This window comes from Cupriavidus phytohabitans (assembly GCF_000426345.1).
Lineage (GTDB): Bacteria > Pseudomonadota > Gammaproteobacteria > Burkholderiales > Burkholderiaceae > Cupriavidus.
Map to the genome: position 1 here is coordinate 51,651 of NZ_AUFE01000032.1, position 26,954 is coordinate 78,604.

The window sequence follows — 26,954 nt, forward strand, 5'->3', positions numbered from 1 at the left end:
CAAGCTTGCGCCGCTACCGCGCCAGCACCTTCGCATCCCCCTGCATCCCCGCCTCGCGCACGGCCTGCGGCACCGACGGCCAGCCGCCGCCCAGCGACTTGTACAGCGCCGCGGTGCTGGTCAGCACGTCGACCTGGCCCTGGATCGCCGCCAGTTGCGCGTCGAACAGCTTCTCGCGCGCATTGGTGACCTCCAGGTAGCTCGAATACCCGCCCTCATACCGGGCAAAGGCCTGGTCCGCATAGATGAACAGGCTCTGTTCCTGCCGGCGCAGGCTGCCCAGCCGCGTGCGGGTCTCGACGCCATTGGCTAGCGCGCTGTTCACATCCGCCAGCGCGGCGAGCACCGTGCCCTGGTACGCAAACATGGCCTGGTCGCGCTGCGCGGACGCAGTCTGCACCTGCCCGCGGATGGCGCCGCCCTGGAAGATCGGCTGGGTCAGCCCCGCGCCGAAGGCCCACACCCGCGACGCGCTGTCCCACAGCGCGCCCGGCGACGCCGCCACGGCGCCGAACAGGCCGCCCAGATTGACCGCCGGCAGGTAGAGTGCCTGCGCCGCGCCCAGCTGCGCATTGGCGGCGATGGCGGCCTGCTCGGCCTGCAGCACATCGGGCCGGCGCGAGAGCAACGCGGCCGGCAGGTCCGCGCCAACCGGCGGCGCCTGCAGCTCGTTGATCGGCTTGCCACGCTCGATCGGGCCCGCCGGCCGGCCCAGCAGCACCGACAGCGCGTTCTCGGTCTGCGCGATGGCGGCACGCAGCGGCGGGATCGAGCCCTCGGCCACGTAGTAGTCGTTCTCGGCCTGCGCCATTTCCAGCTGCGAGATCACGCCGCCTTCGTAGCGCTGGCGGAAGATGTCCAGCCCGCTCGCGCGCGATGCCAGCGTCTGCTGCGCGACGTCGAGCTGCGCATCGAGCCCGCGCAGCGTGGCATACCCCTGCACCACGGAAGCCGCCAGCGCCAGCACCACGCCGCGGCGCGCATACTCGGCATTCCACAGGCTGGCCTCGGCCGCCTCGGCCTGCCGGCGGATGCGGCCCCACAGGTCGATCTCCCAGTTGGCGTTGGCCAGCAGCTGGTAGGTATTGCCGGTGCCGCTGCCGAACTGCGTGCTGTTCAGGCTGCCGATGCTTTGACGCGCGGCCGACGCGGAAAGATTGAGCTGCGGGAAAAAGCCGGCGCGCGCCACCATCAGCTGGCCCCGGAATTCGTCGATGCGCGCGGCGGCGATCCGGACATCGTAGTTGCCGGCCAGCGCCGCATCCACCAGCGCGTTCAGCACCGGGTCGCTGAACTGGTTCCACCAGTCGCTGTCGGCGGCGATCGCCAGCGCGCCGGTGTCGAGGCGGTACTGCGCCACCTCCGGCGTCTCCGGGCGCTGGTAGTTGGGGCCGATCGCACAGCCGCCCAGTGTTGCCGCGACGCTGGCCGCCAGCATCCACGCACGTGGGCTCATAGCGTTTCTCCGGCGGGCGGGGTGGTGGGTGGCGTGGCGGGCGGCTGCGGCGCATCGCCCGCCTTTTCCGCCTTCTTGGGCTTGCCCTCGGACAGGCGCTCCAGCCCCCAGAAGAACATCGGGATAAAGAACAGCGCGATTACCGTCGCCCCGAGCATGCCACCGATCACGCCCGTGCCAAGCGACTGCCGGCTGGCCGCCGAGGCGCCGCTGGCGATGGCCAGCGGCACGCAGCCCAGGATAAACGCCAGCGAGGTCATGATGATCGGCCGCAGGCGCAACTTGGACGCATGGATGGCGGCATCGTACGCGCTCAGCCCTTCCTTCTCGCGCATTTCCACCGCGAACTCGAAGATCAGGATCGCGTTCTTCGCCGCCAGCGCGATCAGCACGGTCAGGCCGATCTGGAAGTAAACGTCGTTCTCCATGCCGCGCATCAGGATGCCGAGCAGCGCGCCGAACAGCGCGAACGGCACGGCCAGCAGCACGCCGAGCGGCAGCGACCACTTCTCGTACTGCGCCGCCAGGATCAGGAACACCATCAGCAAGGCAAAGGCGAAGACGTAGACCGCGGTGGAGCCGGCGGTCTTTTCTTCGTAGGCCTGGCCGCTCCAGGCGTAGGCGTAGCCCGGCCCCAGCACCTCCTGCGCTACCTCCTCCATGGCCTTGATGGCTTCCCCGGAACTGTAGCCGGGCGCGGAATCGCCCATGACCTTGGCGGCCGGGAAGTTGTTGAAGCGCGTGACGATGTCGGCCCCCGGCACATACCTGGTGGTGGTCACCGCCTTGATCGGCACCATTTCGCCGTTGTGGTTGCGCACGTAGACCTTGTCGAGGTCTTCCGGCCGCGAGCGAAACTCGGGCTCGGCCTGCAGGATCACCTGGAACAAGCGGCTGTTCTTCGGGAACTGGCTCACGTAGAGCGAGCCGAACATGGTCTGCAGCGCAGAATAGACATTCTCGACCGGCACGCCCTGGGTTTCGGAGCGCTCCCGGTCGACTTCGACCAGGAACTGGCGCGAGCGCGAATTGATCGTGGAGTTCACGCCGCTCAGCTCCGGCCGATGGCGGGCCTTGGCGATGAACTCATGGACCTTTTGCTCCAACTGCTGGTAAGTCCCGTCTGCCGTGCTCTGCAGCCAGAACTCGAAGCCGCCGGTGGTGCCAAGGCCCGGGATCGACGGCGGATTCAGCGGGATCACGACGCCGTCCTGGTAGCGGGAGAACTCCTGGCGGGCCTTCTGCATCAGTTCGGTCGCCGTCTGGCCGGCACCCCGCTCATGGAAGCCCTTGAGCGTGACGAACAGCGTGCCGGCGTTGGCCTTGTTCTGGGAATCGATCAGGCTGTAGCCATCGACCGACGCCACCGACGAGACGCCGGGCTGCTTGGCGAACCATGTCTCCGCGCGGCCAGATAATGTCTGGGTACGGTCCAGGCTGGCCGCGTCCGGCATCACCACCGCGCCGAACAGGTAACCCTGGTCCTCCACCGGCAGGAACGAGGTCGGGATGCGCATGAACATGACCACGCTGACCGCTACCATCGCCAGGATGATGGCAATCGACATCACCGTGCGCCGGATCACGATCTGCAGCGACTTGTCATAGCCGGCCACGAGCCGGTCGAAGGAATTGTTGAACCAGGTGAAGAAGCGGTTCTTCTTGTGCTCGCCGGGCTTGAGCAGGATCGCCGCCATCGCCGGCGACAACGTCAGCGCCACCACGCCGGACAGCACCACCGACACCGCGATGGTGATGGCGAACTGCTTGTACAGCTGCCCGGTGATGCCCGACAGGAACGCCACCGGGATGAACACCGCCAGCAGCACCAGCACGATCGCGACCACCGGGCCGCTGACCTCGTCCATCGCTTTCTTGGCCGCCTCCTTGGGCGGCAGGTTGAACTCCGTCATGTTGCGCTCGACGTTCTCGATCACCACGATCGCGTCGTCGACCACGATGCCGATGGCCAGCACCATGCCGAACAAGGTCAGCATGTTGACCGAGAAGCCGAACGCGCTCATGCCGACGAAGGCGCCGATGATCGACACGGGCACGGCCAGGATCGGCACCAGCGTGGCACGCAGGCTCTGCAGGAACAGGAACACCACCAGGATCACCAGGATCACCGCGTCGCGCAGCGTGTGCACCACCTCGTCGATCGACTCCTGCACGAACTCCGTGGTGTCGAGCGCGACCTCGTATTCCAGCCCCGGCGGGAAGCTCTTCTTCAGCTCCGCCAGCGTGGAGCGCACCTGCTTGGCAACATCCAGCGCATTGGCCCCCGGCTGCTGGTACACCGCCAGCAGCGTGGCGGTCTTGCCGTTGTAGCGGCTGCGCAGCGAGTAGTCCTTGGAGCCGAGCTCGGCGCGGCCGATGTCCTTCAGGCGCACCAGCGCGGCGTCGCCGGACTGCGCGCGCAGGATCATGTTTTCAAACTCGGCGGGCTCGGTCATGCGGCCCTTGGTGGCGATCGGGAAGGTCTGCTGCACCGGCCCGGTGGTCGGCGACTGGCCGATGCGCCCCGCGGAAAACTGCTGGTTCTGGTTGGCGACCGCGTTCTTGACGTCCTCGGTGGTGATGCCCAGCGAAGCCATGCGGTCCGGCCGCAGCCAGATGCGCATGGCGTAGTCCGGGCTGCCGAAGATCGATGACTGGTTGGCGCCGGGGATGCGCTTGAGCGCATCCAGCACGTAGATGTTGGCGTAGTTGCCGACGAAGGTCTGGTTGTAGCTGTTGTCCGGCGAGTAGATGGCGATCACCATCATGAACGCCGACGACCGCTTCTGCACCGAGACGCCCTGCGCAGTCACCGCATCGGGCAGCGTGGGCAGTGCCAGGTTGACGCGGTTCTGCACGTCCACCTGCGCGAGTTCAGGGTCGGTGCCGATCTCGAAATAGGTGGTCAGCGTCAGGTCGCCGGTGGAGGAACTCGTCGAGTTCATGTACATCATGCGGTCGGCGCCGTTGACCTGCTGCTCGATCGGCGCGGCCACGTTCTGCGCCACCACTTCGGCGCTGGCGCCCGGGTACCGGGTCGTGACCGTGATGGACGGGGGCGTGATATCCGGAAACTGGGCGATCGGCAGCTTGGTCAGCGCTACCAGGCCGCCCACCGTGATGATGATGGACAGCACCGATGCGAAGATCGGCCGGTCGATAAAGAAATGGGCAAGCTTCATGGCTTGCCCCCGGTGGTGCCGGCTGCCTGGGGCGCGGCCGCGCCGGAGGCGGCCGGTGCCGCTGCGGCCTGGGCGCCGCTGGCCGGGCCATGCGCGGCCGCCTGGGCCGCCGGCACGGCCTTGACCGGCGCACCGGGCATCAGGCGCAGGATCCCGCTCACCGCCACGCGCTCACCAGCCTTCAGCCCCGAGCGCACCACCCAGTTGGAGCCGGTCCACTCGCCCACGTCGACCACGCGCTGCTGCGCCTTGTTGTCCGGGCCGATGACCCAGACCGTCTGGCCGCGCGGGCCTTGCACAATGGCTTCCTGCGGCACGGCAATGGCCTGCGTGCGCATCGCGCCATGCACCTTGACCCGCACGAACTGGCCCGGCCTCAGGGCCCCCTGCGGATTGGCGACCTCGGCGCGAACCAGGTAGGTGCCGGTTTCCTGGCTGAACGAAGCGTCGGCAAAGGCAATCCTGCCGTGGTGCGGGAACTCCGATCCGTCGGCCAGCACGATGACAATGTCGAAGGCCTCCTGCGCCGGGTACTTGATGGCGCCGGATTTCTCCGATGAGCGGATCGACAGGACCTCGTTTTCCGACAGGCTGAAGTTGACCCACATCGGATCCAGCTTGGCGACATAGGTCAGCAGGCTGTTTGTGGTATCGATATAGGATCCCACCTGCCGCTTGGCAAAGCTCGACAGGCCCGCGACCGGCGACTTGATCGTGGTGTAGCTCAGGTTCAGCCTGGCATTGATCACATTGGCGCGCGCCTGCTCCACCGCGGCCGCGGCCTCCTGCTCCTTGCCGGTGGCGTCATCCAGGTCGCGCTGGCTGAGGGCATTGCGCGCCGCCAGCGGGCGCACGCGGTTCAGGTCGGCGCGCGCGGTGTTCAGCCGCGCTTGCTGCTGCGCCAGTTCGGCCTCGGCCGCCTTCAGGGTGGCCTCGAACGGCTTGGGATCCATCAGGAACAGGGTCTCGCCCGCCTTGACCAGGGCACCCTCCGAATAGACCCGCTTCTCCAGGAAGCCATTGACGCGCGCGCGTATCTCCACCTGCTGCGAGCTCTGGGTCTGGCCGACGAAATCAAAGATGAGCGGCACGTCGCGCAGCGCCACGGTGATGACGCCCACCTCGGCTGCCGGTGGCGCCACCGCTGCCGGCTTTTCCTTGCCGCAGCCCGCCACCAGCAACAGGGCCAGCAGGCCCGCCGCGCTGCACCCTTTGAGCATTATCCTCACGTGACCTCCTCCGCCAGCAACCATGGCTGCCCCCGATGCCAGACGTAGTGGCGCCCGCCACCCGATCCGGTGCCTGTTCAGGCAGGTTAAGGCGCGCCCATGGACGCGCCAATTCAATCTTTCTTGTGCCCGTGTTTAGTCGTTTCGACAGTCGCGGCCCGCCCGGCAGTCCGCCTCAGCGGCGGAAGCCGCCATGGAACCGGCCCCCGCCGCGGAATCCCCCGCCGCCAAACCGGCCCGCGCCCTGCCACTGCTGCGCCATGCCGCTGAAGCGCTGTTGCCCCACTTCGCGCGCCTGGCGCTGCTGGTCCAGCCGGCCGGTCACTTCGTTGTTGGCCTGCACCGGCTCCCAGCCGCCGGGCGTGTGCTTCTGCCAGCCGCTGTCGGTATGCTGGTAGACCGAGCCATCATGGCCGGCATAGACATTGCCGTTGTTCCACACCAGGGCGGTGTCCTTGCCCGGGTTGGCAACGAAGCCGCGGCTGCCGGCGGTGTGCTCGCCGGTCTGCGTGTTGCCGGCAATGCCGGCCTCGGCCGCGCCCACGCGGCCGGTCTGCGCGTTGTAGCCGGCCGCCTGGCGCCCGGCTGCGTAGTCGCCGGTATATGTATTGCCGGCAACGCCGCCGCGCGCGGCACCCTCGCGCCCGGTGGAGGGGTTGGAGAACGAGCCCTGGCGACCGGCGGCGTAGTTGCCGGAATACGGGTTGAACGCGGCACCTCGGCTGCCCTGGTAGCGCGCGCCGGTGGCCGGGTTGAATCCCGACGCCGCGCTGCCGCGCCACTCGGTGCCGGTCCACGCATTCCAGCCTTGCGCATGCGTCACCGTGCCCTGCCCCCAGCGGCCGTAGAAGTTGGCCTGGTTCACGTTGACGTAGTTCCAGTTATAAGGGCCGCCCCACCAGTACGGTCCCCAGTACGGAGCCGCCGCCCCCCAGAACGCCCCCGCGGCAAAGCCGAAGGCAAACCCCTCCGCCATGCCGATGCCAAAGCCTGCGCCGTAGCCGTAGGTAACCGGGTAGCCGTAATAGACCGCTCCGACGTAGGGCGGATAGACGTAGCCGGTGCCGTACACGACCGTGCCATCTGGACTGACCACCACGCCCATGTACCCGGGGGTGTAGCCAACCACGACGGCTTCCGGCGTGACCGAGTAGATCCGTACATAGGTCACGTAGTAGAGCGGCGAGGTTGGCGGGATGGTGTAGATGGCGGACGGCACCTCGGTGGCGACGCGCCACGGTCCAGACGGCGCCGGCGCCGTGAACCAGACGCCGTTGGCAACCGCGTAATAGTGGCTGGCATCGACCTCGATCACCGGCGTGCCCGTGTTCGCCGCATAGCTGAGCGAGGTGCCGGTGATCGGCGTAAAGCGCGGCACGCCGTCGTAGCTGACGTTCAGGCTGGCCTTGCTGCGCGACACCGTGGCGGTCTGCGGGATGGTGGCAGCAATCTCGGCCTCGCGCGCCTGCGGCGTGCCCGGCACCGACACCAGCACATTGGCCTTCGGGTCGGTCGCCGGAATCCTGGCGAAATCCGCCGGCAACTCGCGGCCAGGCACGTATTCCCACGGCCCGGTCAGCATCGGCGCGCGGAACCAGCGACCCGACACCAGCACGTAATACTGGTTGGTGGCCGGGTCGACGAAGATGGCGTGATCGGCGTTGGAGACCGTCAGCAGGCCCACGCCGCTGACCGGCGTCATCTGCGGCGCGCCGCTGGTAATGACCAGCTCGGTCGGCCGGGTGGCGAAAACGATCTCCGGCGCCCGCGCCGGGCGCTTGCCGCCGGCGGGCAGCATTGCATCAGGCTTCATGCCGGCGGCGGCCTTGGTGGCGGCATTTTCCAGCGCCTTCGGCACGGTCGACATGACCTCCCATGCTCCGCCCGCGGATTCGGAGCGGTACCAGTAGCCGGTGGCCTTCAGGTACAGCTCGCCGCCCGACTCGCGCAGCAACAGGGCACGGCTGTTGAGGGCGCGTTCGTACTGCGTGCCCGGGACGGCGCGCCAGGCCGGGTCGCCGTCGACCAGCACCAGCAGTGTCGGCGTGGTCGCAAACAGGATCTGCGGCGCGTCGTTGCGGACCGGCACACGGCCGGCGCGGGCCAGTTGCTGAGACACGGCATAGCTGGCCTGCAACTGGTCCAGCGGCACGGTCAGGCCGTTGGCCGGCAGCCGGGACACCAGCGCCTGGCGTACCCGTTCGGCGGCGTCGGGCCTGGTGGGGACTTCCACGCTCCCGATGCGCAGCGCACTCAGCTGCACCAGCCCGGATGGCTTGTCGATATCGGCGGTGGCCGAGAAATGCACTACACCATAGGTGGGCGAGCCACCCTTCTCCCCCACCGCCACGGCGGCCCGCCCCGACAGCCGGTTGCCGTCCCAGGTCTCGACCTGCGGCTGGTAAAGCTCGACATGGTCGTTGGCGGCGTCGAAATTGCGCGGCCAGCCCAGCGTTGCGGCCGCCTGTGGCGGCGTCGTGGCGGCTTGCGGCGCCATGGGCGCCAGCGCAAGCCATGCCGCCGCAATCAGGACGCTGGTCTGCTTGAGGCAAGAAAACATGGATTTCTCCGGCAAGGAGGGCACGATGCTGCACAGCAAGCGGCCCATGCTGGCAATCTAAATTAGGCCGGACAGGCGAACAATCGCATTTGAAAACATTCAGGGGCGGCGCAAAAAAAGACAGATCAGGCCGGCGCGAGGCTTCCGCACGCGGCGCGGGTGTGCATCTCGCTTGGCCGGCGGCGGCTGCTTCCACCCTTGAAGCGCACCCGCAGCGGCCTCATCTCCCGATTCCACCCTGGCTCTCGCCGCGCCCCTATGCCCCCTCGCACCACCATCCTGACCGCCGCCCTGATCACGGCACTGCTGCACGGCTATATCGGGCTGCGCCTGTTGCCGGCGATGCCCGTGCCGATGCTGGTCAAGACGCTCGCCGTGATCTGGCTCGCCCTGTCCTGCGCGCTGCTGCCCGCAGGGTTGCTGGCACGCCGCTTCAGCCAGCCGTGGGCGGACCGGATTTCCTGGATCGGCATGCTGGCAATGGGATTCTTCTCATCCCTGCTGCTGCTGACCCTGGCGCGCGACGTCGCGCTGGCCGCCGCCTGGCTGGTGGGCAAGCTGCTCGGCTGGCAAGCCCCCGGGCTGGTTGCGGGCAGCGCCCTCGCCGTGCCGCTGCTGGCACTGCTGGTCACGCTGGCCGGCTATATCAACGCCCGCCGCGTGGCGCGCGTGGTCGAGGTCGACGTGCCGGTGTCCGGACTGCCCGAGGCGCTGCACGGCTTCACCATCGCGCAGATCAGCGATATCCACGTCGGCCCCACCATCAAGGGGCCCTACCTCGACCGCATCGTCGACCGCGTCAACAGCCTCAAGCCGGACGCCGTGGCCATCACCGGCGACCTGGTCGACGGCACCGTTCGCGAACTTTCCGCCCATACCGCGCCGCTGGCGCGGCTGCAGTCTCGCCATGGCAGCTACTTCGTCACTGGCAACCACGAGTACTACGCGGGCGCACAGCCGTGGATCGACGAACTGCGCCGGCTCGGCCTGTGCGTGCTGATGAACGAGCACGTGGTAGTGCAGCACGGCGGGCAGCCGCTGGTGCTGGCAGGCGTGACCGACTACTCCGCCGGCCGCTTCCATGAAAGCCACCGCAGCGACCCGCACCGCGCCATCGCCGGAGCGCCGACGGAAGCCGGGGTGCTGGTGCTGTTAGCGCACCAGCCGCGCACGGCGGTAGCTGCGGCCGAGGCAGGCTTCGACCTGCAACTGTCGGGGCATACCCATGGCGGGCAGTTCTGGCCCTGGAACCTGTTCGTGCCGATGCAGCAGCCGTACACCGCGGGGCTGGTGCGGCATGGGGCGATGTGGATCTATGTGAGCCGGGGGACGGGGTACTGGGGACCGCCGAAGCGCTTTGGGGCGCCGTCGGAGATCACCCGGTTGAGGCTGGTGCGGGCCACTGAATAGCGCGCGCCGCGCCAATAGCGTGTCCCCTTCCAGCCATAAAAAAACCAGGCCCGCCGGCCTGGTTCTCTTTCATACTCAGCAGTACTTCACCGCGCAATCGGCTTATACCGGATCCGCTTCGGCTTGGCCCCTTCTTCGCCCAGCCGCTTCTTCTTGTCCGCCTCGTATTCCTGATAGTTGCCCGGGAAGAACTCGACATGCGAATCGCCCTCGAACGCCAGGATGTGCGTCGCGATCCGGTCCAGGAACCAGCGATCGTGCGAGATCACCATCACGCAGCCGGCGAACTCGAGTAGCGCATCTTCCAGCGCGCGCAGCGTTTCCACGTCGAGGTCGTTCGACGGCTCGTCCAGCAGCAGCACGTTGCCGCCGGCGATCAGCGTCTTGGCCATATGCAGGCGGCCGCGCTCACCGCCCGACAGCGTGCCGACCTGCTTCTGCTGGTCGCCGCCCTTGAAGTTGAAGCGGCCGATATAGGCGCGCGACGGGGTTTCGTACCGGCCTACCGTCAGGACATCGGCGCCGCCGGAGATCTCCTCGAATACGGTCTTGGTGCCGTCCAGCGCATCGCGGCTCTGGTCGACAAAGGCCATCTTCACGGTCGGCCCGATCTTGATCTCGCCGCTGTCCGGCTGTTCCTTGCCCGTGAGCATCTTGAAGAACGTCGACTTGCCGGCGCCGTTCGGCCCGATGATGCCGACAATGGCGCCCGGCGGCACCTTGAAGCTCAGGTTTTCGATCAGCATGCGGTCGCCGAAACCCTTGCTGACGTTGTCGAACTCGATCACTTCGTTACCCAGGCGCTCACCCACCGGGATGAAGATTTCCTGGGTTTCGTTGCGCTTCTGGTATTCCTGGCTGTTCAGTTCGTCAAAGCGGGCCAGACGCGCCTTGGACTTGGCCTGGCGGCCCTTGGGGTTCTGGCGCACCCACTCCAGTTCCTTGTGCAGCGCCTTCTGGCGCGCCGATTCGCTGGCCTCTTCCTGCTTCAGGCGCGCTTCCTTCTGGTCCAGCCACGAGCTGTAGTTGCCCTTCCAGGGGATGCCCTGGCCGCGGTCCAGTTCCAGGATCCACTCGGCGGCGTTGTCGAGGAAGTAGCGGTCGTGGGTCACGGCCACCACGGTGCCGGGGAAGCGCGTCAGGAACTGCTCCAGCCAGTCGACCGACTCGGCATCCAGGTGGTTGGTCGGTTCGTCGAGCAGCAGCATGTCGGGGCGCGACAGCAGCAGGCGGCACAGCGCCACGCGGCGCTTCTCACCACCGGAGAGATGTCCGATCTTCGCGTCCCACGGCGGCAGGCGCAGCGCGTCGGCGGCGATCTCCAGCTGCAGCTCGACGTTGTTGCCGTCGCTGGCTGCCAGGATGGCTTCGTACTTGGCCTGGTCGGCGGCCAGCGCGTCAAAGTCGGCGTCCGGCTCCGCGTACGCGGCGTAAATCTCGTCGAGCTTCTTGCGCGCCTCGAACACGCCGCCCAGTGCTGCTTCCACCGATTCGCGCACGGTCTGCTCGGGATCGAGCTGCGGTTCCTGGGGCAGGTAGCCGATGTTCAGGTTCGGCATCGGCGTGGCCTCGCCCTCGATCTCCTTGTCGAGGCCGGCCATGATCTTGAGCAGCGTGGACTTGCCCGAGCCGTTCAGGCCCAGCACGCCGATCTTGGCGCCGGGGAAGAACGACAGCGAGATGTCCTTCAGGATGTGACGCTTGGGCGGAACGATCTTGCCCACGCGGTTCATGGTGAAAACGTACTGTGCCATGGGTGCGTGTTGGGGTTGGTACGGGAATGGCGGGAGTGTATCAGGCACGCCGGGGCGCTCAGGCCGGCCCCAGCCAGCTTTGGCCCCCGCCGGTACAATGACAGGTTCGACCTTCCGCTGATTTTTCAAGCCATCGCCATGAGCAGACCCGCCCTGACCCTGAAGTTCAAGTGCAAGAAGTGCGCGAAACCCGTCACGCTGTACCTACAGAAAACGTCCGCGTGCTCGCACATCACTCCGTACCAGGGCTTCTGCAAGTGCGGCGAAATGATGCGCCACGCCACCGGCGACAAGGACGCGGTCGAGTCCTTCGTCAATTCGCTGGACAACAGCTGGATGCATCACCATCACCACCACCATTGACCACGACTAGGCAGGCCGCTGCAGTGACCGAAACCTGGCGCCCCGCCGGCAAGGACCCGATGCGCTTCCTGGGCGGCTATCCGCCCGAAGTGCTCGACCAGGTGCGCGAACTCGCCGCCGCCGGCCGCCTGGGCGACCACCTGGTCCGCCGCTATCCCGGCCGCCACACCGTGCAGACCGACCGCGCGCTGTACGACTACGCCACCGAACTGAAGCAGGAATACCTGCGCAGCGCGCCGCCGCTGCACAAGGTCGGCTTCGATGCCACGCTCGACTCGGCGCGCAAGGCGTTGGGCCTGCACACCGCGATCTCGCGCGTGCAGGGCGGCAAACTGAAGGCCAAGAAGGAAATCCGCGTGGCCTCGCTGTTCAAGGAAGCGCCGCCGGAATTCCTGCGCATGATCGTCGTGCACGAACTCTCGCACCTGAAAGAGAGCGACCACAACAAGGCCTTCTACCGGCTCTGCGAACACATGGAGCCGCGCTACCACCAGCTGGAGTTCGACACGCGCCTGTGGCTGGCGTGGCGCGAGCTGGCCAAGACGGGGACGAAGGCCGTCCCCGCATCGGAAATTACTCCTGCTTGCGCGGATCGTCGGCCGGATTGACGAAGTGGAAGGCCCACGGGCCCATCACATTGAGCTGGATAACCGTTTCATCCTTGGTCCAGCCGAAGTGATGCACTTTGGGCTGCATGACGATCAGGCTGCCGGGACCCATCGGCGCAGTCTTCTCGGGATCCAGCTTATCGCCAATACCATAATGGAAGGTTCCTGAAAGCACGGTCACGCGCTCGATGCCTGGATGCCAGTGCGCCGGCACCTTGCCGTCGGCCGGCAGCTTGATGCGCGCCGTGATCGGCACCTTCTTGTCCATGGCACCTTCCAGCACGGCGATCTGCGCCCCCGGGATCAGGGACAGGTCCGACCATTTGACCTGGTCGGCGGTGACCATGCTCACCTTGGCGTCCGGTGCCTTCGGGGCTGCCAGCGCTGGCGTGGCCAGGCAGGCGCACAAGGCCACCGCGCTGAGTGAGAGAAGCCTTCATTTCATGACGAGCTCCTTTTGAAGCAGGCGGCCGCAACCGCAGCCGCGTTAGGAAACCCGGCGTATTGCCGGATCGCAGGCGCTCAAGGCAGCGGAAGCCCGGCCTCGAACTCGCCCCGCATCAATGCCATGCATCAGCATCAGCCGGCCAATGCCTGCTCGACCGGGCCGGTCGCTTTCGGGAGCCATCTGCTTTATCGGGGGCCTTGCAAGGGGAGTGACCCTATGCAGCGACGCCCTTCGCGTAGCTGACCCGTCGCTGCCGGCGAGCCGGCGCCGGTGCGCGACGTGCTGGTGCGCGGGCGGCAGGTGGTGCGCGATGGCGCGGTCGTCGGGCTGGATGTGGAAAAACTGCGACGGGAGGCGCGGGAAGCGCTGGCGAAGCTCGTGGATTAGCTGATCGGCCATTTCCTGATGGGCCGCGCTACTGCACCATGCGCCGTCCGAAATGCGAACTGTCCTATCGAAGGGCGAGCGGCAAAACGCGAAACTGACACGGTCATCGCACAACGGTGACCGGGCGTGGAAGCCCGACTGCATTTCTGCTCGGCGGCGTCTTCGGCGCCGCCGATTCGCGTACGCGCTTGCTCCATGGCGGGCCGACACGAGGCAGCCGCAAGGCTGGCCGGCTTGGAAATGCACCGGTTCTTCCACCCTCGTCGTCAGGCCCGCCGCCCTCCCCTCACGTCGCGCGGTAGGCCTTCATCCAACGATCGGAGGTCATATGTTGGGAAACACGCTATTCACAGCGGCACGGCTAAATCTTGAATCCTTGGCGGCGGGCATTGAAGGCGTCCTCGGCATGCTGGACCAGCTGTGCGACACATCGGAAGGCCGCTTCGGCGCGCATTGCCTGCTTCGACTTTTGAAGGCGCAGCTGGAAGGCATATTGGCGGAAGAGCTTGCCGCCTGACGGCGGCGGCCGCTGAAGGCTTGCCAGCCGCACTGGCAAGCCCCCCGCCCCCGCGAACTTACAGGAACCCGATCGAGAACCACGGCACCAGCGTCAACAGCAATAGCGCAATGCACAGCGCCGCCATATGCGGCCACACGCGCGGCATGGCCACGTCGGGCGATACCCGTCCGATCGCGCACGCCGCATAGAAGCCCACCCCGAACGGCGGCGCGAACAGGCCCAGCCCCATGGCGAAGATCACCACCATGGCGTAGTGCACCTCATGCACGCCAACCAGCTTGGCGATCGGGAACAGCAGCGGCCCGAACAGCACGATGGCCGGGATGCCCTCCAGCAGGCTGCCCAGGATCACGAAAGCCAGCGCCGACACCAGCAGGAACCCGGTCTTGCCGCCCGGCACACCGGACAGGATGCCGACCAGGTCCTGCGCGAACCCCGACTGTGTCAGCGCCCACGCCATGGTGGTGGCGCAGCCCACGATCAGCAGGATCGCCCCGGACAAGGCCGCCGTATCGAGCAGGATCGGATAGACGCGCCGGCAGTCGAATTGCCGGTACACCAGCACGCCGGCCAGCACCGTGTAGAAGATGCCGATGGTCGACACCTCGGTGGCCGTGGCCACGCCCTCCACCACCGCCGTGCGGATGATGACCGGCAGCGCCAGCGCCGGCAGGGCCACTGCCAGCAGTTTCAGCAGTTCGCGGCCCGATGGCCGCCCCATGCCCCGCATGTCTTCCTTGCGCGTCTGCCACCAGATCACCAGCGCCATCATCGCCAGGCCAACCAGCGCCGGCATCAACCCGCCGATGAACAGCGCGGTGATCGACACGCCCGTCACCGACCCAACCGTGATCAGCACGATGCTGGGCGGGATCGTCTCGGACATCGCGCCGGACGCCGACAGCAGGCCGATCAGGTCGCCATCCTTCGCGCCACGCTGCTTCATCTCGGGGAACAGCGCCGGCGCGACTGCCGCCATATCGGCCGCCTTCGCCCCGGAGATGCCAGAAACGAGATACATCGCGCCAAGCAGCACATATTGCAGTCCGCCGCGCACGTGGCCGATGAGGCCGGCCAGGAACCGGATCATCGCGCGCGCCAGGCCGGTCATCTCGATCAGCCCGCCCAGGAAGATGAACAGCGGCACCGCCAGCAGGATCAGGTGCGACATGCCCTCCTGCATGCGGTTCGGGATGATCGACAGCGGTGTGGCCGTGGACAGGGCCAGGTAGCAGAGCGTGGAGAGCCCGAAGGCGAAGGCAATGGGCACGCCGATGGCAACGCAGCCCACCAGCATCAGCAGGAAGAAGATCACCAGGTTGGCGTTGCCCAACCCCATCAGCACCGGCGAGAGCAGCCACAGCAAGCCGGCGCCGAGACCGACCAGCAGGCCACTGACGGCCACCTGCTTACGGCTGGCGCGCTCCAGCAGGCGGATCACGGCGGTCACGAGCATCAGCACGGTACCGGCAAACACCGCGGCTGCACGCCACGCCTCGCTGACTTCCAGGGTCGGCGTCAGCACGTCAACGTGCTCGACCAGGTGTTCCCACGCCGGCCGAACCAGCAGCACCAGGAACACCACTACCAGCCACATGCCGCAGGCGTCCAGCCACGCGCGCCGCCGCGGCGTCAGGTGCTTGACGAAGGTGGTGAGCTGCATATGCGCGCTGCGCTGCAGCGCAATGATGGCGCCGAGCATCGCCAGCCACAGGAACAGGATGCCGGCAAGCTCCTCCGTCCACGGCAGCGGCGCATGCAGGGCATAGCGCGCGAACGCGCCGCCGCCGAGGATCAGGGTTTCGGCCACGACGATCAGCGCGGCCGGGATTTCGACCACGCAGGCCAGGATGCGGCCCCAGCTCGCGCTGGCGGTTGGGACTGCACTGGCGGGCGGGGCCAGGGTCTCGGCGGTGTGCTCCATCACGATCTCCTCTTGCATGTCGGCTTGTTGGCGCCTGCCTCAGGCCAGCGGCCCGGTGTACTTTTCCAGCATCTCCCATGCCTCATCGCCGAACTTCTTCCGCCATGCCGCGTAGAAGCCCGCGTCCCGCAGCAGGTTGCGGAACGGCGCCGGATCGGGGCGGTTGAATGTGATGCCGAGCCTGGCCATCTCCGCCTGTGCTTCGACGTCGAGCCGGGCGATGTCCTCGCGCTGCTTCAGTGCCGCGGCCTTGAAGCGGGCCGAGAGCGACGCTTGCACCTCGCGCGGCAGCGCCTGGAATTTCCGGGCGTTGCCGAAGATGAAGTGGCCGTCCCAGGTATGCGCGGTCATCGAGCAGAACTTCTGCACTTCATAGAGCTTGCCGCTGCGGATCAGCGACAGCGGGGTCTCCTGGCCGTCCACCACATGCGTCTGCAGGGCCGAATACAGATCGGCGAACGGGATGACTGTCGGGGCCGCGCCCAGCATCTTGAACATCGAGACCCACAGCGGTATCGCCGGCACACGGATCTTGAACCCCTTCAGGTCCGCTGGCGTGTTCACGGGGTGGGTGGCGGACGTGATGTTGCGATAGCCGTTGTCGAGGCACTTCTCGAACACATGCAGGTTCACCCTGGCCAGCGCGCCGCGGACATAGGTGCCCAGTCCGCCGTCCATCGCGGCCCACACCGTGGCGTAGTCTCTGAAGGCAAAGGCAACACCGTTGATGCTGGCGGCCGGCACGCGTGTCTGCAGGTTGGTGCTGGCCGTGGACATGAAGTCGATGGCGCCGGCCAGCACCTGCGAGACCATGTCTGGCTCGCTGCCGAGCTGGCTGTTGGGATAGACCTGCAGGTCCACCTTGCCGCCGGTGTCCTGGCGGATGGCCTCGGCGGCCTCCCTGATGCGCACCGAGCCCGGATGGTCGGCGGGAAAGGCCGTGCCGTACTTCAGTTTGATCATCGCGTTCTGGGCGAACACCTTGCGCCCCGGCCATGCCAGTGCCAGGCTGCCGGCAGCGAGCGTGCCGAATTGCCGGCGGGTGAACAGATTGGCCATGATGTCGTTGTCTCCTGTTTTTTTAGGTGGTGGCTCGGAAGGACAGCAGTGCGACCGCGCCACACTCGCGCAGCAGCGCCAGGTGCCCGGCGAGCCTGCGCTGGAATGGCTGCGGCCACGGCAGGTGGCCAAATACGGCGCCATGCGCCAGGACCCGGCGCACGGCTTCCGCATGGCTGTCCGTGCCGCACAGCGCTGCGGTGAGCGGCGGCGCGCCGGGGTCCTGGATGGCAAGCGGCTCGCCACGCGCATTGCCGTTGCAGCGCAGGTAGTGCAGCCACACCGCCAGCGCGCGCTCCAGCCAGGGCCGCTCGATGCCGGCAGCCAGGCTTTCGCGCAAGGCCGGCAGCCAGCGCACCGGGATCTTCTGCGTGCCATCCATCGCGATCTGCGCGGTGTGATGCGCGATGGCGGCATTGCGAAAGCGGCCCAGCAACGCCTTGCCGTAACGGCTGACGTCGTAGCCCGGCGGCGCGGCCACGGTCGCATCGAGGTCCGCCATCACCCCGCGCGCGAAGGCGCCGAGGACGGGATCGGCCAACGCCCCGGCCACGGTCCCGATGCCGCACAACTGGGCGGCATAGGCGATCGCCGAATGCGTGCCGTTCAACAAGCGCAGCTTCATGGCCTGGAATGGCCGGACATCCCCCGTCATCAGCGCGCCGCCGGCTTCCCATGCAGGCCGCGGCCCGGCGAAGCGGTCCTCGATCACCCACTGCGTGAACGGCTCGCAGACGATGGCGGCCTCATCGCGCAGGCCAAGCCGCTGCTGCGCCCAGGTCAGCGACGCCGGGGTCGCGGCCGGCACGATGCGGTCGACCATGGCGTTCGGCAGCGCCACCTCATCGTGGATGCGCCGGGCCAGTGCCGGATCGACCTGCGACGCGTACTGCGTCAGCAGCTTGCGCAGCGTGTCGCCGTTGTCGGCCATGTTGTCGCAGCACACGATGCTCAGCGGCGCGCCGGATGGCCGGCGGCGCAGGCCTGCCGCCAGCACGCCGATCGTGCTTCGCGGCGCATCGGGACGGGCCAGGTCGTGCCGGATATCCGGATCGCTGGTGTCGAGGTCGGAGGTCGACGGGTGCCGGCTGTAGCCCTTCTCCGTGACTGTGCACGTGACGACCGACACTGCGGGATCGGCGATGGCACCGATCACCTGCTCCGGCGCATGCGGCGCATACAGGGCCTGCACCAGGGCGCCCACGATGCGCCCCGCGGCTTCCGCACCCTGCCGCTCGATGACCGCGTACAGGCAATCCTGCGCGGTCAGCGCACGCGCCATGCGCGGCTCCCGCAGGCTGACGCCGACGACGCCCCAGCGCGTGTCGCCGTCGCGGATCGCCGCCTCGGTGTACAGCGCCTGGTGCGCGCGATGGAAGGCGCCAAGCCCGATATGCACCACGCCGCGCGACAGGCGGCTGCGGTCGTAGCCGGGCAGGCGCACACCGGCATCGGCGCTGCAAAGCGTACGCTGCGCCAGCCTCATGCCCAGACCTTCGATCGTTCGTGTTGCGGCATCGTGCGTGGAACCCATGCTATGGACGATGCCTGAACGTACCATTGTGAAATGCGGCGGACGTGCAGCCGCTTCGCCAGATACGTGCAGCAAATGCGCTTTCCCGCTGCAGAGTCCGCTCGTATTCGCTCCCGCCTTCGCGATGTAACCTGCTTCGCATCCTTCCCCATGCCGCCAGCCCCATGCATCGCCGGAGCACGCCTTGAAGATCGAACGGATACAAACCATCGTCACCTGCCCAGGGCGCAACTTCGTCACGGTCAAGGTGATGACCGACCAGGGCGTCCACGGACTTGGCGACGCCACGCTCAACGGCCGCGAGCTGGCGGTCAGCGCCTACCTCGACGCGCATGTCATCCCCTGCCTGATCGGCCGCGACCCGCGCTGCATCGAAGACATCTGGCAATACCTGTACCGCGGCGCCTACTGGCGGCGCGGGCCCGTCACGATGACCGCGATCGCCGCGATCGACATGGCGCTGTGGGATATCCTGGGCAAGCTGGCGAACATGCCGGTGTACCAGCTGCTGGGCGGCAAGAGCCGGCAAGGGCTGATGGTCTACGGGCATGCCAACGGCCGCGACCATGAGGAAGCCGTCGATGCCGTCCACCGGCATATCGCGGAGGGCTTCAAGGCGATCCGTGTGCAGTCCGGCGTGCCGGGGCTGTCAAAGGTGTATGGCGTGGGCAAGCAACCCGGCCACTATGAACCCGCAGAGAAGGGGCTCCCGCCGGAAGAGCCGTGGGACACCGCCCTCTATCTGCGCCACACGCCGGAACTGTTCCGCAAGGTGCGCGATGCCATCGGCTTCGGGCCACACCTGCTGCATGATGCGCACCACCGGCTGACGCCGATCGAAGCGGCCCGCCTGGGCAAGGCACTCGAGCCGTTCAGCCTGTTCTGGCTGGAAGACGCCACGCCCGCCGAAAACCAGGACGCCTTCCGCCTGATCCGCCAGCACACCACCACGCCGCTGGCGGTAGGCGAAGTCTTCAATTCCATCTGGGATTGCAAAGACCTCATCGGCAACCAGTTGATCGACTTTATCCGCACCACCATCGTCCATGCCGGCGGCATCACGCATGTGCGGCGCATTGCGGACTTCGCCGCGATGTACCAGGTGCGCACGGGGTTCCATGGCGCCACCGACCTGTCGCCGGTGTGCATGGCGGCGGCGGTCAACTTCGGGCTGTGGGCGCCGAACTTCGGCATCCAGGAACTGATGCCGCACAACGCCCTGACCGGCGAAGTGTTCCCACACAACTATCGGTTTGAGGACGGCCATCTGGTCATGGACGAGGTGCCTGGGCTTGGCGTCGACCTCGACGAAGCGCTGGCCGCCCGATACCCCTATGAGCGTGCTTACCTGCCCGTGGCAAGGCTGCGCGATGGCGCGATGTGGAACTGGTAGCCCGGCAAACGATAGATGACGCTCGCTTCCACACAATGCCGTCCCTCATGCCACCAGCACCCAACATGTTGAGCATCGTCGTCAACCAACCCCACAGCCTGTCCTTTGGCACAAGGCCCATCCCCACCCCCGCCCCCGGTGAGGTCCGCCTGCGCGTGCGCTATGCGGGCATCTGCGGCTCCGACCTGCATATCTTCCGCGGCAAGAATCCGTTCGCAGCGTATCCCCGCGTTATCGGCCATGAGTTCATGGGTTATATCGACGCCGTCGGCGCGGGCATCAGCGCGCAGCGCATCGGCGAACGCGTGGTGGTGGATCCGGTCATCAGTTGTGGCCAATGCCACGCCTGCCGCATCGGCCGGCACAACGTCTGCAGCCGCATGCAGGTAATCGGCGTGCACCGCGATGGCGGCTTCAGCGAATACACCTGCGTGCCGGCGTGCAATGCCTACGCGGTGCCGGCTGGCCTGGCCGCGACGAGCGCGGCAGTGATCGAGCCCTTCGCCGTCGCGGCGAACATTACCCACCGCACCGGCGTGCTGCGCGAAGACATCGCGTTGATCTACGGCGCCGGTCCTATCGGTTTGAACCTGCTGCATTTACTCAAGCACGTCTACGGAATACGGGTTCTGATCACCGACCACCTCGACGAACGCCTGGCGCTGGCCCGCCGCTGCGGCGCGGACGCGGAGGAAATCATCAACACCTCAAATGAAGCCATCGATCAGGCCCTTGCAAAACGCGGCCTGGCAGAGGGCCCGACACTGATCTACGACGCGGTCTGCCACCCATCGATCCTGGAAGAAGCCGTGCGCATTGCCGCCCCGGCAGGACGCATCGGCATCCTGGGCTTTTCCGCGACGCCATCGGCCGTTCCGCAACTGGAGCTGACCCGGAAGGAACTCACGCTCTATGCCTCGCGCCTGAACTGCGCCATGTTTCCCACCGTGATCGACTGGATCTCCCAGGGGCTGGTGGATCCCGGCTGCATCGTCACGCACCGGATCGATTTCCACAATGTCGCCGATGCCCTGGACCTTGCGGAACACCATCCGCGCGCGAGCTGCAAGATACTGCTCGACTTTGGCGAGCCTGCCTGATATGCCGCCAGTCTTCGATATCGTCGCCCTTGGCGAGGCCATGGTGGAATTTAACCAGACGGGCCGCGACGGCAGCCGCAGCTACCTGCAGGGATTTGGCGGCGACACCTCCAATGCCGTGATCGCGGCCGCGCGCCAGGGTGCCCGGTGCGCCTATGTCACGCGCCTCGGCAATGACGATTTCAGCCGAATGTTGGTAATGCGCGGGTAAGGCCGGCGAGATGTCCGCCGGCCTTGCGCAGAAAATGTGCGCGATGGCATTCGCGCCACCGTGTCCGCCATTTGCAACCGATATCCGTCGATTCAGCCCATGACCATGGCACTGCCCTTTCCGGTCGCATATACCTTACGCATGACAACGAACTCCATGCCGAGGTATCCGATGCGCCACGAAATGCACCAACCCTACCCGCCCAACGACCCGAACGCCATGGCCTACTGGCGTGCCCGCCGGATGGTCCGTGCGTTGCGCGGCTGGTACATCCACCTGCTGGTCTATGTCGTGGTCAATGCCTGGCTGTGGTTCCGCTTCTTCTACTTCGGCAGCCCGTCGTGGTCACACTACGCTACGACCGGCTGGCCGTGGCCGCTGACCACCACGCTCGCCTGGGGCCTGGGGTTGGGCGTGCACGGGTTGCTGGTCTGGATGCGGCTGTCCCGCCGCGGGCGGGATTGGGAGCAGCGCAAGATCCAGGAGTTCATGGATCGTCAGTGAAGCGCCCGCGCGGCAGCCGATGCGCCGCCGCCGCGCTACATCTGCCGGAACTTGTGCATATAGGCGCGCGACACCGGCAACTCCGTCTCGCTATTCCGCATCCGCACAAACAGCCGCCCGGATTCATCGCGGCGCGTGCCGGCCACGTATTCCATATTGACGATGGACGAGCGATGGATCTGCCAGAACACCTCGGGATCGAGGCCGGCGATCAACTCCGCCAACGGCGTGCGGATCAGGTGCTCGCCCTCGCGGGTATGGACGACCACGTACTTGTCATCGCTTTGGAAATACATCACGTCCTGGATCGGCACGTGGCTGGTGGTATTGCCACGGCTGGCACGGACCCAGCGCAGCAGGCCGGGGTTCTCGGGACGCGCCGGCTGCGCGCGCGTCAGCTGGCTCAGCAGTTGCGCCAGTTCAGGCAATGGCGCGGCGTCCTGCAGTGCCTTGCGCAAGCGCTCGATGGTCCGGCCAAGCCGCTCGTCGCTGACTGGCTTGACCAGATAGTCCACCGCGGCGCGTTCGAAGGCATCCAGCGCGAATTCGTCATAGGCGGTAACGAACACCAGCCGGGTATCGGATTCAATGCCCTGCGCCACTTCCAGTCCTGACAGCCCCGGCATCTTGATATCGAGGAAAGCAACGCTGGGCGACAGCCGCGCAATGAGCTCGGCCGCCTCTATGCCGTTGGTGGCCTCGGCGACGATCCGCAGTTCCGGCCACAGGCGCTCCAGCTTGCCGCGCAGATGGGCGCGCAGGTGCTCTTCGTCGTCGGCGATCAATGCGGTCAGCGTCATTGGGCATCTCCGGTTCGGATAGGCTGCGACATGGGAATATCGATCAGCACCGCAGTGCCGGGCGAGCGCTCTTCGATCCGCACATGCGCATCGCCGTCATACAGCACGGCCAGCCGTTCGCGCAGGTTGGCAAGGCCCACGCCCGCGCCCGCCGTCGGGCGAAAGCCCATGCCATCGTCCTCGATGGTGGCGAGCATTCGGGCGCCCTGCCGCTCCAGCCTGACCAGCAGCCGCCCGCCCTCGATCTTCGGCTCCAGGCCATGCTTGATCGCATTCTCGACCACTGGCTGCAACAGCATCGGTGCCAGCGGCATCGGTTCCAGCTCGGGATCGACATGGATCGAGTAATGCAGCCGGTCTCCCATCCGGATGCGTATCAGGGCCAGGTAATCGCGCAGCAGCTTCTCCTCCTGCGCCACCGTGCCTTGCGTGGCGCGGCTCGCCGCCAGCGAGGCACGCAGGTAGGCAATGAAATGCTCCAGCATCAGGGTTGCCTTCTGCGGCGCCGGCTCGATCAGGCTGACCACGTTGGCGAGCGTATTGAACAGGAAATGCGGCTCGATCTGGGCCTGCAGCAATTTCATCCGCGCCTCGACCAGCTGCTTCTCGGTCGACAGCGTGCGCACTTGCTCGCGCGCCATGTACTCCGCGATCTTGCGCTCTTCCCACTCGCGGCCAAGCAGGCCGACCCGGGCCCAGGTCATGACGCCGTGCATTGCCAGACCGATACCCCAACCGATAAGCGGTGCGCCGGACCAGGGACGATGCGGCGATCCAACCAGATGAAAAACGATCATCAGTCCATTGACCACCACGTAGACCATTGCGTGCAGATAGAAGAAACGCAGCGCACGGACGCGGCGGCGGGCGTCTTCATGGGCGCGCTGCTCGGGGGCGGATCGCCAGATGCGGGAGTCGGAGGGATGCACGGGCGGAGTGGCTGGCGCGGAGATGCGGAGAGATTACCACCGTGATTCGAGAGGAGATATCGGGGTGACGGCAACCGACAGATTTGCGGCGCCAATTACCGAATGCGCGGCGCCGTTGGCGCCGATGTGGCAGGCCCGCCTGCCGGCGCGATGCGTTGCTCCTCGGCCACGCATGAGGACGATCGGCCATCCACCAGCAAAACGCCAAATCTATCGAAATACCCACCGTTACCGCTTTGTGCATACAATGACCGAAAAATAACCCTGCCTGACCGCCGTCGCACCGGGTCCGCGACAGCAAGGGAGGTCAGCGCAGTTCCTGAACGGGCAATAAGAGCAATAAGGCATGGCCACGCTGATTCCCGCGCTGGGTTCGGTCACTTCGCGCATGACCAGTGGAGAAAGACGCTTCGCCGAGCGTCTGGAGGCAAAGCTGGAAGACGACTACCTCTGCTGGTATGACGTCGCCATCGGCGAAAAGACCAGACATCCCGATTTCATCGTCTTTCACCCCAGCCGGGGATTGCTGGTGCTGGAGGTCAAGGACTGGCGGCTGGATACGATCCGGGAAATCGATCAGCGCGACGTCACCCTGCTGACGGATCGCGGGCTGGTGCGCGAGATGAGCCCCCTCCAGCAAGCCCGGAACTACATGTTCTATGTCACCGATCTGCTGCAACGCGACCCGCAACTGGTCTGGCCGACCGGATCACTGAAGGGCAAGCCGTTCTTTCCTTATGGCTGCGGCGTCGTCCTGTCCAATATCTCGCGCGCCCAGTTTGACAAGACCAATCTTGGCGAGGTGCTGCCGCCACACCTGGTGATCTGCCAGGACGAGATGCACAAGGAAGGCGACGCCGAACAGTTCCAGCAGCGCCTGTGGGAGATGTTCCCGGTCAAGTTCACCTTCAAGCTCTCCTTGCCACAGATCGACCGCATTCGCTGGCACCTGTTTCCGCAGATCCGCATGCCGGAGCAACGCTCGCTGTTCCCCGAACAGGCACCCGAGCCGCTGGAGATGCCGGACATCCTGCGCGTCATGGATCTCCAGCAGGAGCAGCTGGCACGCAGTCTCGGCGAGGGCCACCGGGTCATCCACGGCGTTGCGGGTTCGGGCAAGACGATGATCCTCGGCTACCGCGCCGAGCATCTGGCAAAAATCGTCACACGGCCGGTCCTGGTGCTTTGCTACAACAAGACCCTCGCGGCCAAGCTGGCCGCGACAATGATCGAGAAGGGCATCGAAGAGAAGGTCCACGTTCACAACTTCCATGCGTGGTGCGCGCGGCAGCTGGACGCCTACAACATCGAACGCCCGAAGGGCCGCCCCAGCGATGCGCTGTTCGAAGACATGGTGAATCGCGTCATCCACGGCGTGGACCGGAAGGCGATCCCGGCAGGCCAGTACGACGCTGTGCTGATCGACGAAGGCCACGATTTCCGTCCGGAGTGGTTCAAACTGGTGGTGCAGATGGTCAACCCGGAGAGCAATTCGCTGCTAGTGCTCTATGACGACGCCCAGTCCATCTATGGCGGCGTCAAGAAGCAGCGGATGAACTTCGCCAGCGTGGGCATCCAGGCGCGCGGCCGGACGACGGTGCTGAAACTGAACTATCGGAATACCCAGGAGATCCTGTCGGTGGCCCGCGCCTTTGCAGAGGAACTGCTGCGGCCCCGGGATGCTGCCGAAGACGAGGCGCCAACGGTGCAACCGATCGGCGCCGGCCGCCGCGGCGGCAAGCCATTGCTGATCGAGCTGCCGACCGCACAGGCAGAGGCCGACCGGATCGCCCAGATCCTGGTCGACGAAAACCGTGCGGGAACGCCGTGGACAGACATGGCGGTGCTGTACCGGCATTGGGACACCGCCGGGCACGTCACCAGCGCGCTGACACGCAAAGGCGTGCCCTTCGAATGTCCGCAGATCAGCAAACGCTTCACGCCCGGAGCGGACAGCGTCAAGGTGGTCACGCTGCACAGCAGCAAAGGGCTGGAGTTTCCGCTGGTCTGCATCCCGGCCACCGGCATGCCGCACAAGCACGATGAGACGGATGAGGAAGAGGCACGGCTGTTGTATGTGGCCATGACGCGGGCAACCCGTCAGCTGGTCATGACCTTCCGGGATGGCTCGCGCTTTGCCGGAAAGCTGAAGGAAGCCGTGGCGGCGCAGCAGTAGCCTGCGCCTGTCCGCGCCGAAGGGCCTTACGGCCCTAACGTCCGCTCTACGAATTCGGCCTCCAGCGGCACGCCAAGAAAGCGCGCGATCTCCACGATCTGTCCATACAGCATCCACTGCCCGTGATGGATGTTGCAGCCTCGCGCGCGCGCCGCGGCCAGCAGCGCGGTTTCCGGATCCCGCACGACAGCTTCGCAGACCAGCGTGCCGGGCGCCAGGCGTTCTGCCGGCAACGGCAGCGCATCGTCATCGCGCAGGCCGAGCGAGGTGGCGTTGACCACCACGTCGAAGCCGGCCGGGTCGTCGCCACCGGCGCGGATCGCCACGTCGGGCAGCGCGGCGCGCAAGCGCTCCACCAGTTGCGTCGCCTTCTCCGTGGAGCGGTTGTGGATCACCAGTTCGGCGGGCCGCTCCCGCGCGATGGCGCAGGCCATGGCCTTGCCGGCGCCGCCAGCGCCGACCTGCAGGACACGCTTGCCGGCCAGCGCGTGGCCGCGCTCGCGCAGGCCGGCGACGAAGCCATCGCCGTCGAAGTTACCGCCGACCCAGATGCACCGGTCGCGGTCATAGCGCAGCGCGTTGACCGATCCGACCAGGCGGGCAGTCTCCGTCAGCTCGGCGCACGCCGCCACGACCGCTTCCTTGTGCGGCACGGTCACGACCATGCCGGCCAGGTTCTTCATCCCCGGGAGGCTGTCGAGCAGCGCGCGCAACTGCTGGGGCGCAACATGGAACGGCACGCATACCGCGTTCAGGCCCTGGCGCGACACCGAGGCATTGAACAGCTGCGGCGTGCGCACCTGGGCGATCGGGTCGGCGATGATGCCAACCAGCTGGGTATTGCCATCGATATGCATGCTCAGATCCCCGCTATGCAGGTGTACTTGATCACCAGGTAATCCTCGATGCCGTAGTGCGAACCCTCGCGGCCGACGCCCGACTGCTTGACGCCGCCGAACGGCGCCACCTCGTTCGAGATCAGCCCGGTATTGACGCCCACCATGCCGTACTCCAGCCGTTCGGACACGCGCCAGACGCGGCCCAGGTCGCGCGCATAGAAGTAGCTGGCCAGGCCGAACTCGGTATCGTTAGCCATCGCCACGACCTCGTCCTCGGTGTCGAAGCGGAACAGCGGCGCCAGCGGCCCGAAGGTTTCCTCGCGCGCGACCTGCATGCCGGGCGCGACATCGGCCAGCACGGTCGGCTGGAAGAACGAATGGCCGAGCGCGTGGCGCTGGCCGCCGTGCAGCACGCGCGCGCCCTTGCCGAGCGCGTCGGCGATATGCTCCTCCACCTTGGCCACGGCCTTGTCGTCGATCAGCGGGCCGATGCGCACGCCGTCGTCCATGCCGTTGCCGACCTTGAGCGCCGCCACCGCGGCCACCAGCTTCTGCGCAAAGGCGTCAT

Annotated in this window: 20 protein-coding genes and 1 pseudogene; 8 read left to right on the forward strand and 13 right to left on the reverse strand. The window is 66.6% G+C overall.

Features of this window, described 5'->3' with window-relative positions:
• Positions 1 to 13 precede the first annotated feature (13 nt).
• From K309_RS0121595 to K309_RS0121610, 4 genes are all read right to left on the reverse strand, one after another.
• Positions 14 to 1,456, reverse strand: a complete 1,443-nt coding sequence (locus K309_RS0121595) for an efflux transporter outer membrane subunit (protein ID WP_029048361.1) — start codon at positions 1,454 to 1,456, stop codon at positions 14 to 16.
• On the reverse strand, positions 1,453 to 4,638 hold the full coding sequence (locus K309_RS0121600) for an efflux RND transporter permease subunit (protein ID WP_029048362.1): 3,186 nt from the start codon (positions 4,636 to 4,638) through the stop codon (positions 1,453 to 1,455). Before K309_RS0121600 ends, K309_RS0121595 begins: the two co-directional genes overlap by 4 nt.
• On the reverse strand, positions 4,635 to 5,858 hold the full coding sequence (locus tag K309_RS0121605) for an efflux RND transporter periplasmic adaptor subunit (protein ID WP_029048363.1): 1,224 nt from the start codon (positions 5,856 to 5,858) through the stop codon (positions 4,635 to 4,637). Before K309_RS0121605 ends, K309_RS0121600 begins: the two co-directional genes overlap by 4 nt.
• 184 nt (positions 5,859 to 6,042) lie before the next feature.
• A complete protein-coding gene (locus K309_RS0121610) occupies positions 6,043 to 8,427 on the reverse strand; it encodes a carbohydrate-binding protein (RefSeq protein WP_029048364.1) in 2,385 nt (794 codons plus the stop codon).
• A 258-nt stretch (positions 8,428 to 8,685) separates the two neighbouring features.
• On the opposite strand from K309_RS0121610, the gene K309_RS0121615 reads away from it, so the two are divergent.
• Positions 8,686 to 9,837, forward strand: a complete 1,152-nt coding sequence (locus K309_RS0121615; RefSeq protein WP_029048365.1) for a metallophosphoesterase — start codon at positions 8,686 to 8,688, stop codon at positions 9,835 to 9,837.
• Between the two features lie 86 nt (positions 9,838 to 9,923).
• Here K309_RS0121615 and ettA read toward each other — a convergent pair whose 3' ends face one another.
• The gene (ettA, locus tag K309_RS0121620) at positions 9,924 to 11,591 is read right to left on the reverse strand and encodes an energy-dependent translational throttle protein EttA (protein WP_029048366.1); all 1,668 of its coding nucleotides are present in this window, start codon (positions 11,589 to 11,591) and stop codon (positions 9,924 to 9,926) included.
• Positions 11,592 to 11,729: 138 nt separating this feature from the next.
• Here ettA and K309_RS0121625 point away from each other — a divergent pair, with 138 nt between their 5' ends.
• Positions 11,730 to 11,954 (forward strand): hypothetical protein, encoded by a 225-nt coding sequence (locus K309_RS0121625; RefSeq protein ID WP_029048367.1) that lies wholly within the window; start codon positions 11,730 to 11,732, stop codon positions 11,952 to 11,954.
• Between the two features lie 59 nt (positions 11,955 to 12,013).
• A complete protein-coding gene (locus tag K309_RS37020; protein WP_035878080.1) occupies positions 12,014 to 12,562 on the forward strand; it encodes a M48 metallopeptidase family protein in 549 nt (182 codons plus the stop codon).
• On the opposite strand, the gene K309_RS0121635 is transcribed toward K309_RS37020, so the two are convergent.
• The 4 genes from K309_RS0121635 to K309_RS0121660 form a co-directional block, all read right to left on the reverse strand.
• A complete protein-coding gene (locus K309_RS0121635) occupies positions 12,528 to 12,908 on the reverse strand; it encodes a cupin domain-containing protein (RefSeq protein WP_035878082.1) in 381 nt (126 codons plus the stop codon). The genes K309_RS37020 and K309_RS0121635 overlap by 35 nt on opposite strands.
• 1,064 nt (positions 12,909 to 13,972) lie before the next feature.
• The gene (locus tag K309_RS0121650) at positions 13,973 to 15,859 is read right to left on the reverse strand and encodes a TRAP transporter large permease (protein ID WP_029048370.1); all 1,887 of its coding nucleotides are present in this window, start codon (positions 15,857 to 15,859) and stop codon (positions 13,973 to 13,975) included.
• A gap of 21 nt (positions 15,860 to 15,880) precedes the next feature.
• Entirely contained in the window at positions 15,881 to 16,900 is a 1,020-nt protein-coding gene (locus tag K309_RS0121655; RefSeq protein ID WP_029048371.1) for a TRAP transporter substrate-binding protein, read from the reverse strand.
• Between the two features lie 22 nt (positions 16,901 to 16,922).
• Positions 16,923 to 18,386 (reverse strand): mannitol dehydrogenase family protein, encoded by a 1,464-nt coding sequence (locus tag K309_RS0121660; RefSeq protein ID WP_035878074.1) that lies wholly within the window; start codon positions 18,384 to 18,386, stop codon positions 16,923 to 16,925.
• Between the two features lie 232 nt (positions 18,387 to 18,618).
• Here K309_RS0121660 and manD point away from each other — a divergent pair, with 232 nt between their 5' ends.
• The 4 genes and pseudogenes from manD (at position 18,619) to K309_RS0121680 (ending at position 21,642) form a co-directional block, all read left to right on the forward strand.
• Positions 18,619 to 19,827 carry a D-mannonate dehydratase ManD gene (gene manD, locus K309_RS0121665; protein WP_029048373.1) on the forward strand — a complete coding sequence of 403 codons (1,209 nt, stop codon included), beginning with the start codon at positions 18,619 to 18,621 and terminating at the stop codon, positions 19,825 to 19,827.
• A 65-nt stretch (positions 19,828 to 19,892) separates the two neighbouring features.
• Positions 19,893 to 20,927: a Zn-dependent oxidoreductase gene (locus tag K309_RS0121670; RefSeq protein ID WP_029048374.1), complete on the forward strand. Its 1,035-nt coding sequence runs from the start codon at positions 19,893 to 19,895 to the stop codon at positions 20,925 to 20,927.
• 1 nt (position 20,928) lies between these two features.
• Positions 20,929 to 21,120, forward strand: a pseudogene (locus K309_RS0121675) (PfkB family carbohydrate kinase); the annotation flags it as partial.
• A gap of 201 nt (positions 21,121 to 21,321) precedes the next feature.
• The gene (locus K309_RS0121680) at positions 21,322 to 21,642 is read left to right on the forward strand and encodes a 2TM domain-containing protein (RefSeq protein ID WP_029048376.1); all 321 of its coding nucleotides are present in this window, start codon (positions 21,322 to 21,324) and stop codon (positions 21,640 to 21,642) included.
• Between the two features lie 35 nt (positions 21,643 to 21,677).
• Here K309_RS0121680 and K309_RS0121685 read toward each other — a convergent pair whose 3' ends face one another.
• Positions 21,678 to 22,442, reverse strand: coding sequence for a LytR/AlgR family response regulator transcription factor (locus tag K309_RS0121685; RefSeq protein WP_029048377.1), 765 nt, complete (start codon positions 22,440 to 22,442; stop codon positions 21,678 to 21,680).
• On the reverse strand, positions 22,439 to 23,371 hold the full coding sequence (locus K309_RS0121690; protein ID WP_029048378.1) for a sensor histidine kinase: 933 nt from the start codon (positions 23,369 to 23,371) through the stop codon (positions 22,439 to 22,441). Before K309_RS0121690 ends, K309_RS0121685 begins: the two co-directional genes overlap by 4 nt.
• Before the next feature lie 346 nt (positions 23,372 to 23,717).
• On the opposite strand from K309_RS0121690, the gene K309_RS0121695 reads away from it, so the two are divergent.
• A complete protein-coding gene (locus K309_RS0121695; RefSeq protein WP_029048379.1) occupies positions 23,718 to 25,547 on the forward strand; it encodes a DEAD/DEAH box helicase in 1,830 nt (609 codons plus the stop codon).
• Between the two features lie 26 nt (positions 25,548 to 25,573).
• Here the strand turns inward: K309_RS0121695 and K309_RS0121700 are convergent, their stop codons facing one another.
• Together K309_RS0121700 and K309_RS0121705 are read right to left on the reverse strand one after the other, a co-directional pair.
• The gene (locus K309_RS0121700) at positions 25,574 to 26,404 is read right to left on the reverse strand and encodes a shikimate dehydrogenase family protein (RefSeq protein WP_029048380.1); all 831 of its coding nucleotides are present in this window, start codon (positions 26,402 to 26,404) and stop codon (positions 25,574 to 25,576) included.
• A 2-nt stretch (positions 26,405 to 26,406) separates the two neighbouring features.
• Positions 26,407 to 26,954 (reverse strand): aldehyde dehydrogenase family protein (locus tag K309_RS0121705; RefSeq protein WP_029048381.1); only part of this gene is annotated, 548 nt, incomplete at its 5' end.

Bases quoted from the DNA above. Each gene is read 5' to 3' on its own strand.
- K309_RS0121685 (WP_029048377.1), bottom strand. From the start codon at position 22,442: ATGACGCTGACCGCATTGATCGCCGACGACGAAGAGCACCTGCGCGCC.
- ettA (WP_029048366.1), bottom strand. From the start codon at position 11,591: ATGGCACAGTACGTTTTCACCATGAACCGCGTGGGCAAGATCGTTCCG.
- K309_RS0121680 (WP_029048376.1), top strand. From the start codon at position 21,322: ATGCACCAACCCTACCCGCCCAACGACCCGAACGCCATGGCCTACTGG.
- K309_RS0121605 (WP_029048363.1), bottom strand. From the start codon at position 5,858: ATGCTCAAAGGGTGCAGCGCGGCGGGCCTGCTGGCCCTGTTGCTGGTG.
- K309_RS0121600 (WP_029048362.1), bottom strand. From the start codon at position 4,638: ATGAAGCTTGCCCATTTCTTTATCGACCGGCCGATCTTCGCATCGGTG.
- K309_RS0121610 (WP_029048364.1), bottom strand. From the start codon at position 8,427: ATGTTTTCTTGCCTCAAGCAGACCAGCGTCCTGATTGCGGCGGCATGG.
- K309_RS0121670 (WP_029048374.1), top strand. From the start codon at position 19,893: ATGTTGAGCATCGTCGTCAACCAACCCCACAGCCTGTCCTTTGGCACA.
- K309_RS0121625 (WP_029048367.1), top strand. From the start codon at position 11,730: ATGAGCAGACCCGCCCTGACCCTGAAGTTCAAGTGCAAGAAGTGCGCG.
- K309_RS37020 (WP_035878080.1), top strand. From the start codon at position 12,014: ATGCGCTTCCTGGGCGGCTATCCGCCCGAAGTGCTCGACCAGGTGCGC.
- K309_RS0121695 (WP_029048379.1), top strand. From the start codon at position 23,718: ATGGCCACGCTGATTCCCGCGCTGGGTTCGGTCACTTCGCGCATGACC.
- K309_RS0121700 (WP_029048380.1), bottom strand. From the start codon at position 26,404: ATGCATATCGATGGCAATACCCAGCTGGTTGGCATCATCGCCGACCCG.
- K309_RS0121615 (WP_029048365.1), top strand. From the start codon at position 8,686: ATGCCCCCTCGCACCACCATCCTGACCGCCGCCCTGATCACGGCACTG.
- K309_RS0121660 (WP_035878074.1), bottom strand. From the start codon at position 18,386: ATGAGGCTGGCGCAGCGTACGCTTTGCAGCGCCGATGCCGGTGTGCGC.
- K309_RS0121650 (WP_029048370.1), bottom strand. From the start codon at position 15,859: ATGCAAGAGGAGATCGTGATGGAGCACACCGCCGAGACCCTGGCCCCG.
- K309_RS0121635 (WP_035878082.1), bottom strand. From the start codon at position 12,908: ATGGTCACCGCCGACCAGGTCAAATGGTCGGACCTGTCCCTGATCCCG.
- K309_RS0121595 (WP_029048361.1), bottom strand. From the start codon at position 1,456: ATGAGCCCACGTGCGTGGATGCTGGCGGCCAGCGTCGCGGCAACACTG.
- K309_RS0121655 (WP_029048371.1), bottom strand. From the start codon at position 16,900: ATGGCCAATCTGTTCACCCGCCGGCAATTCGGCACGCTCGCTGCCGGC.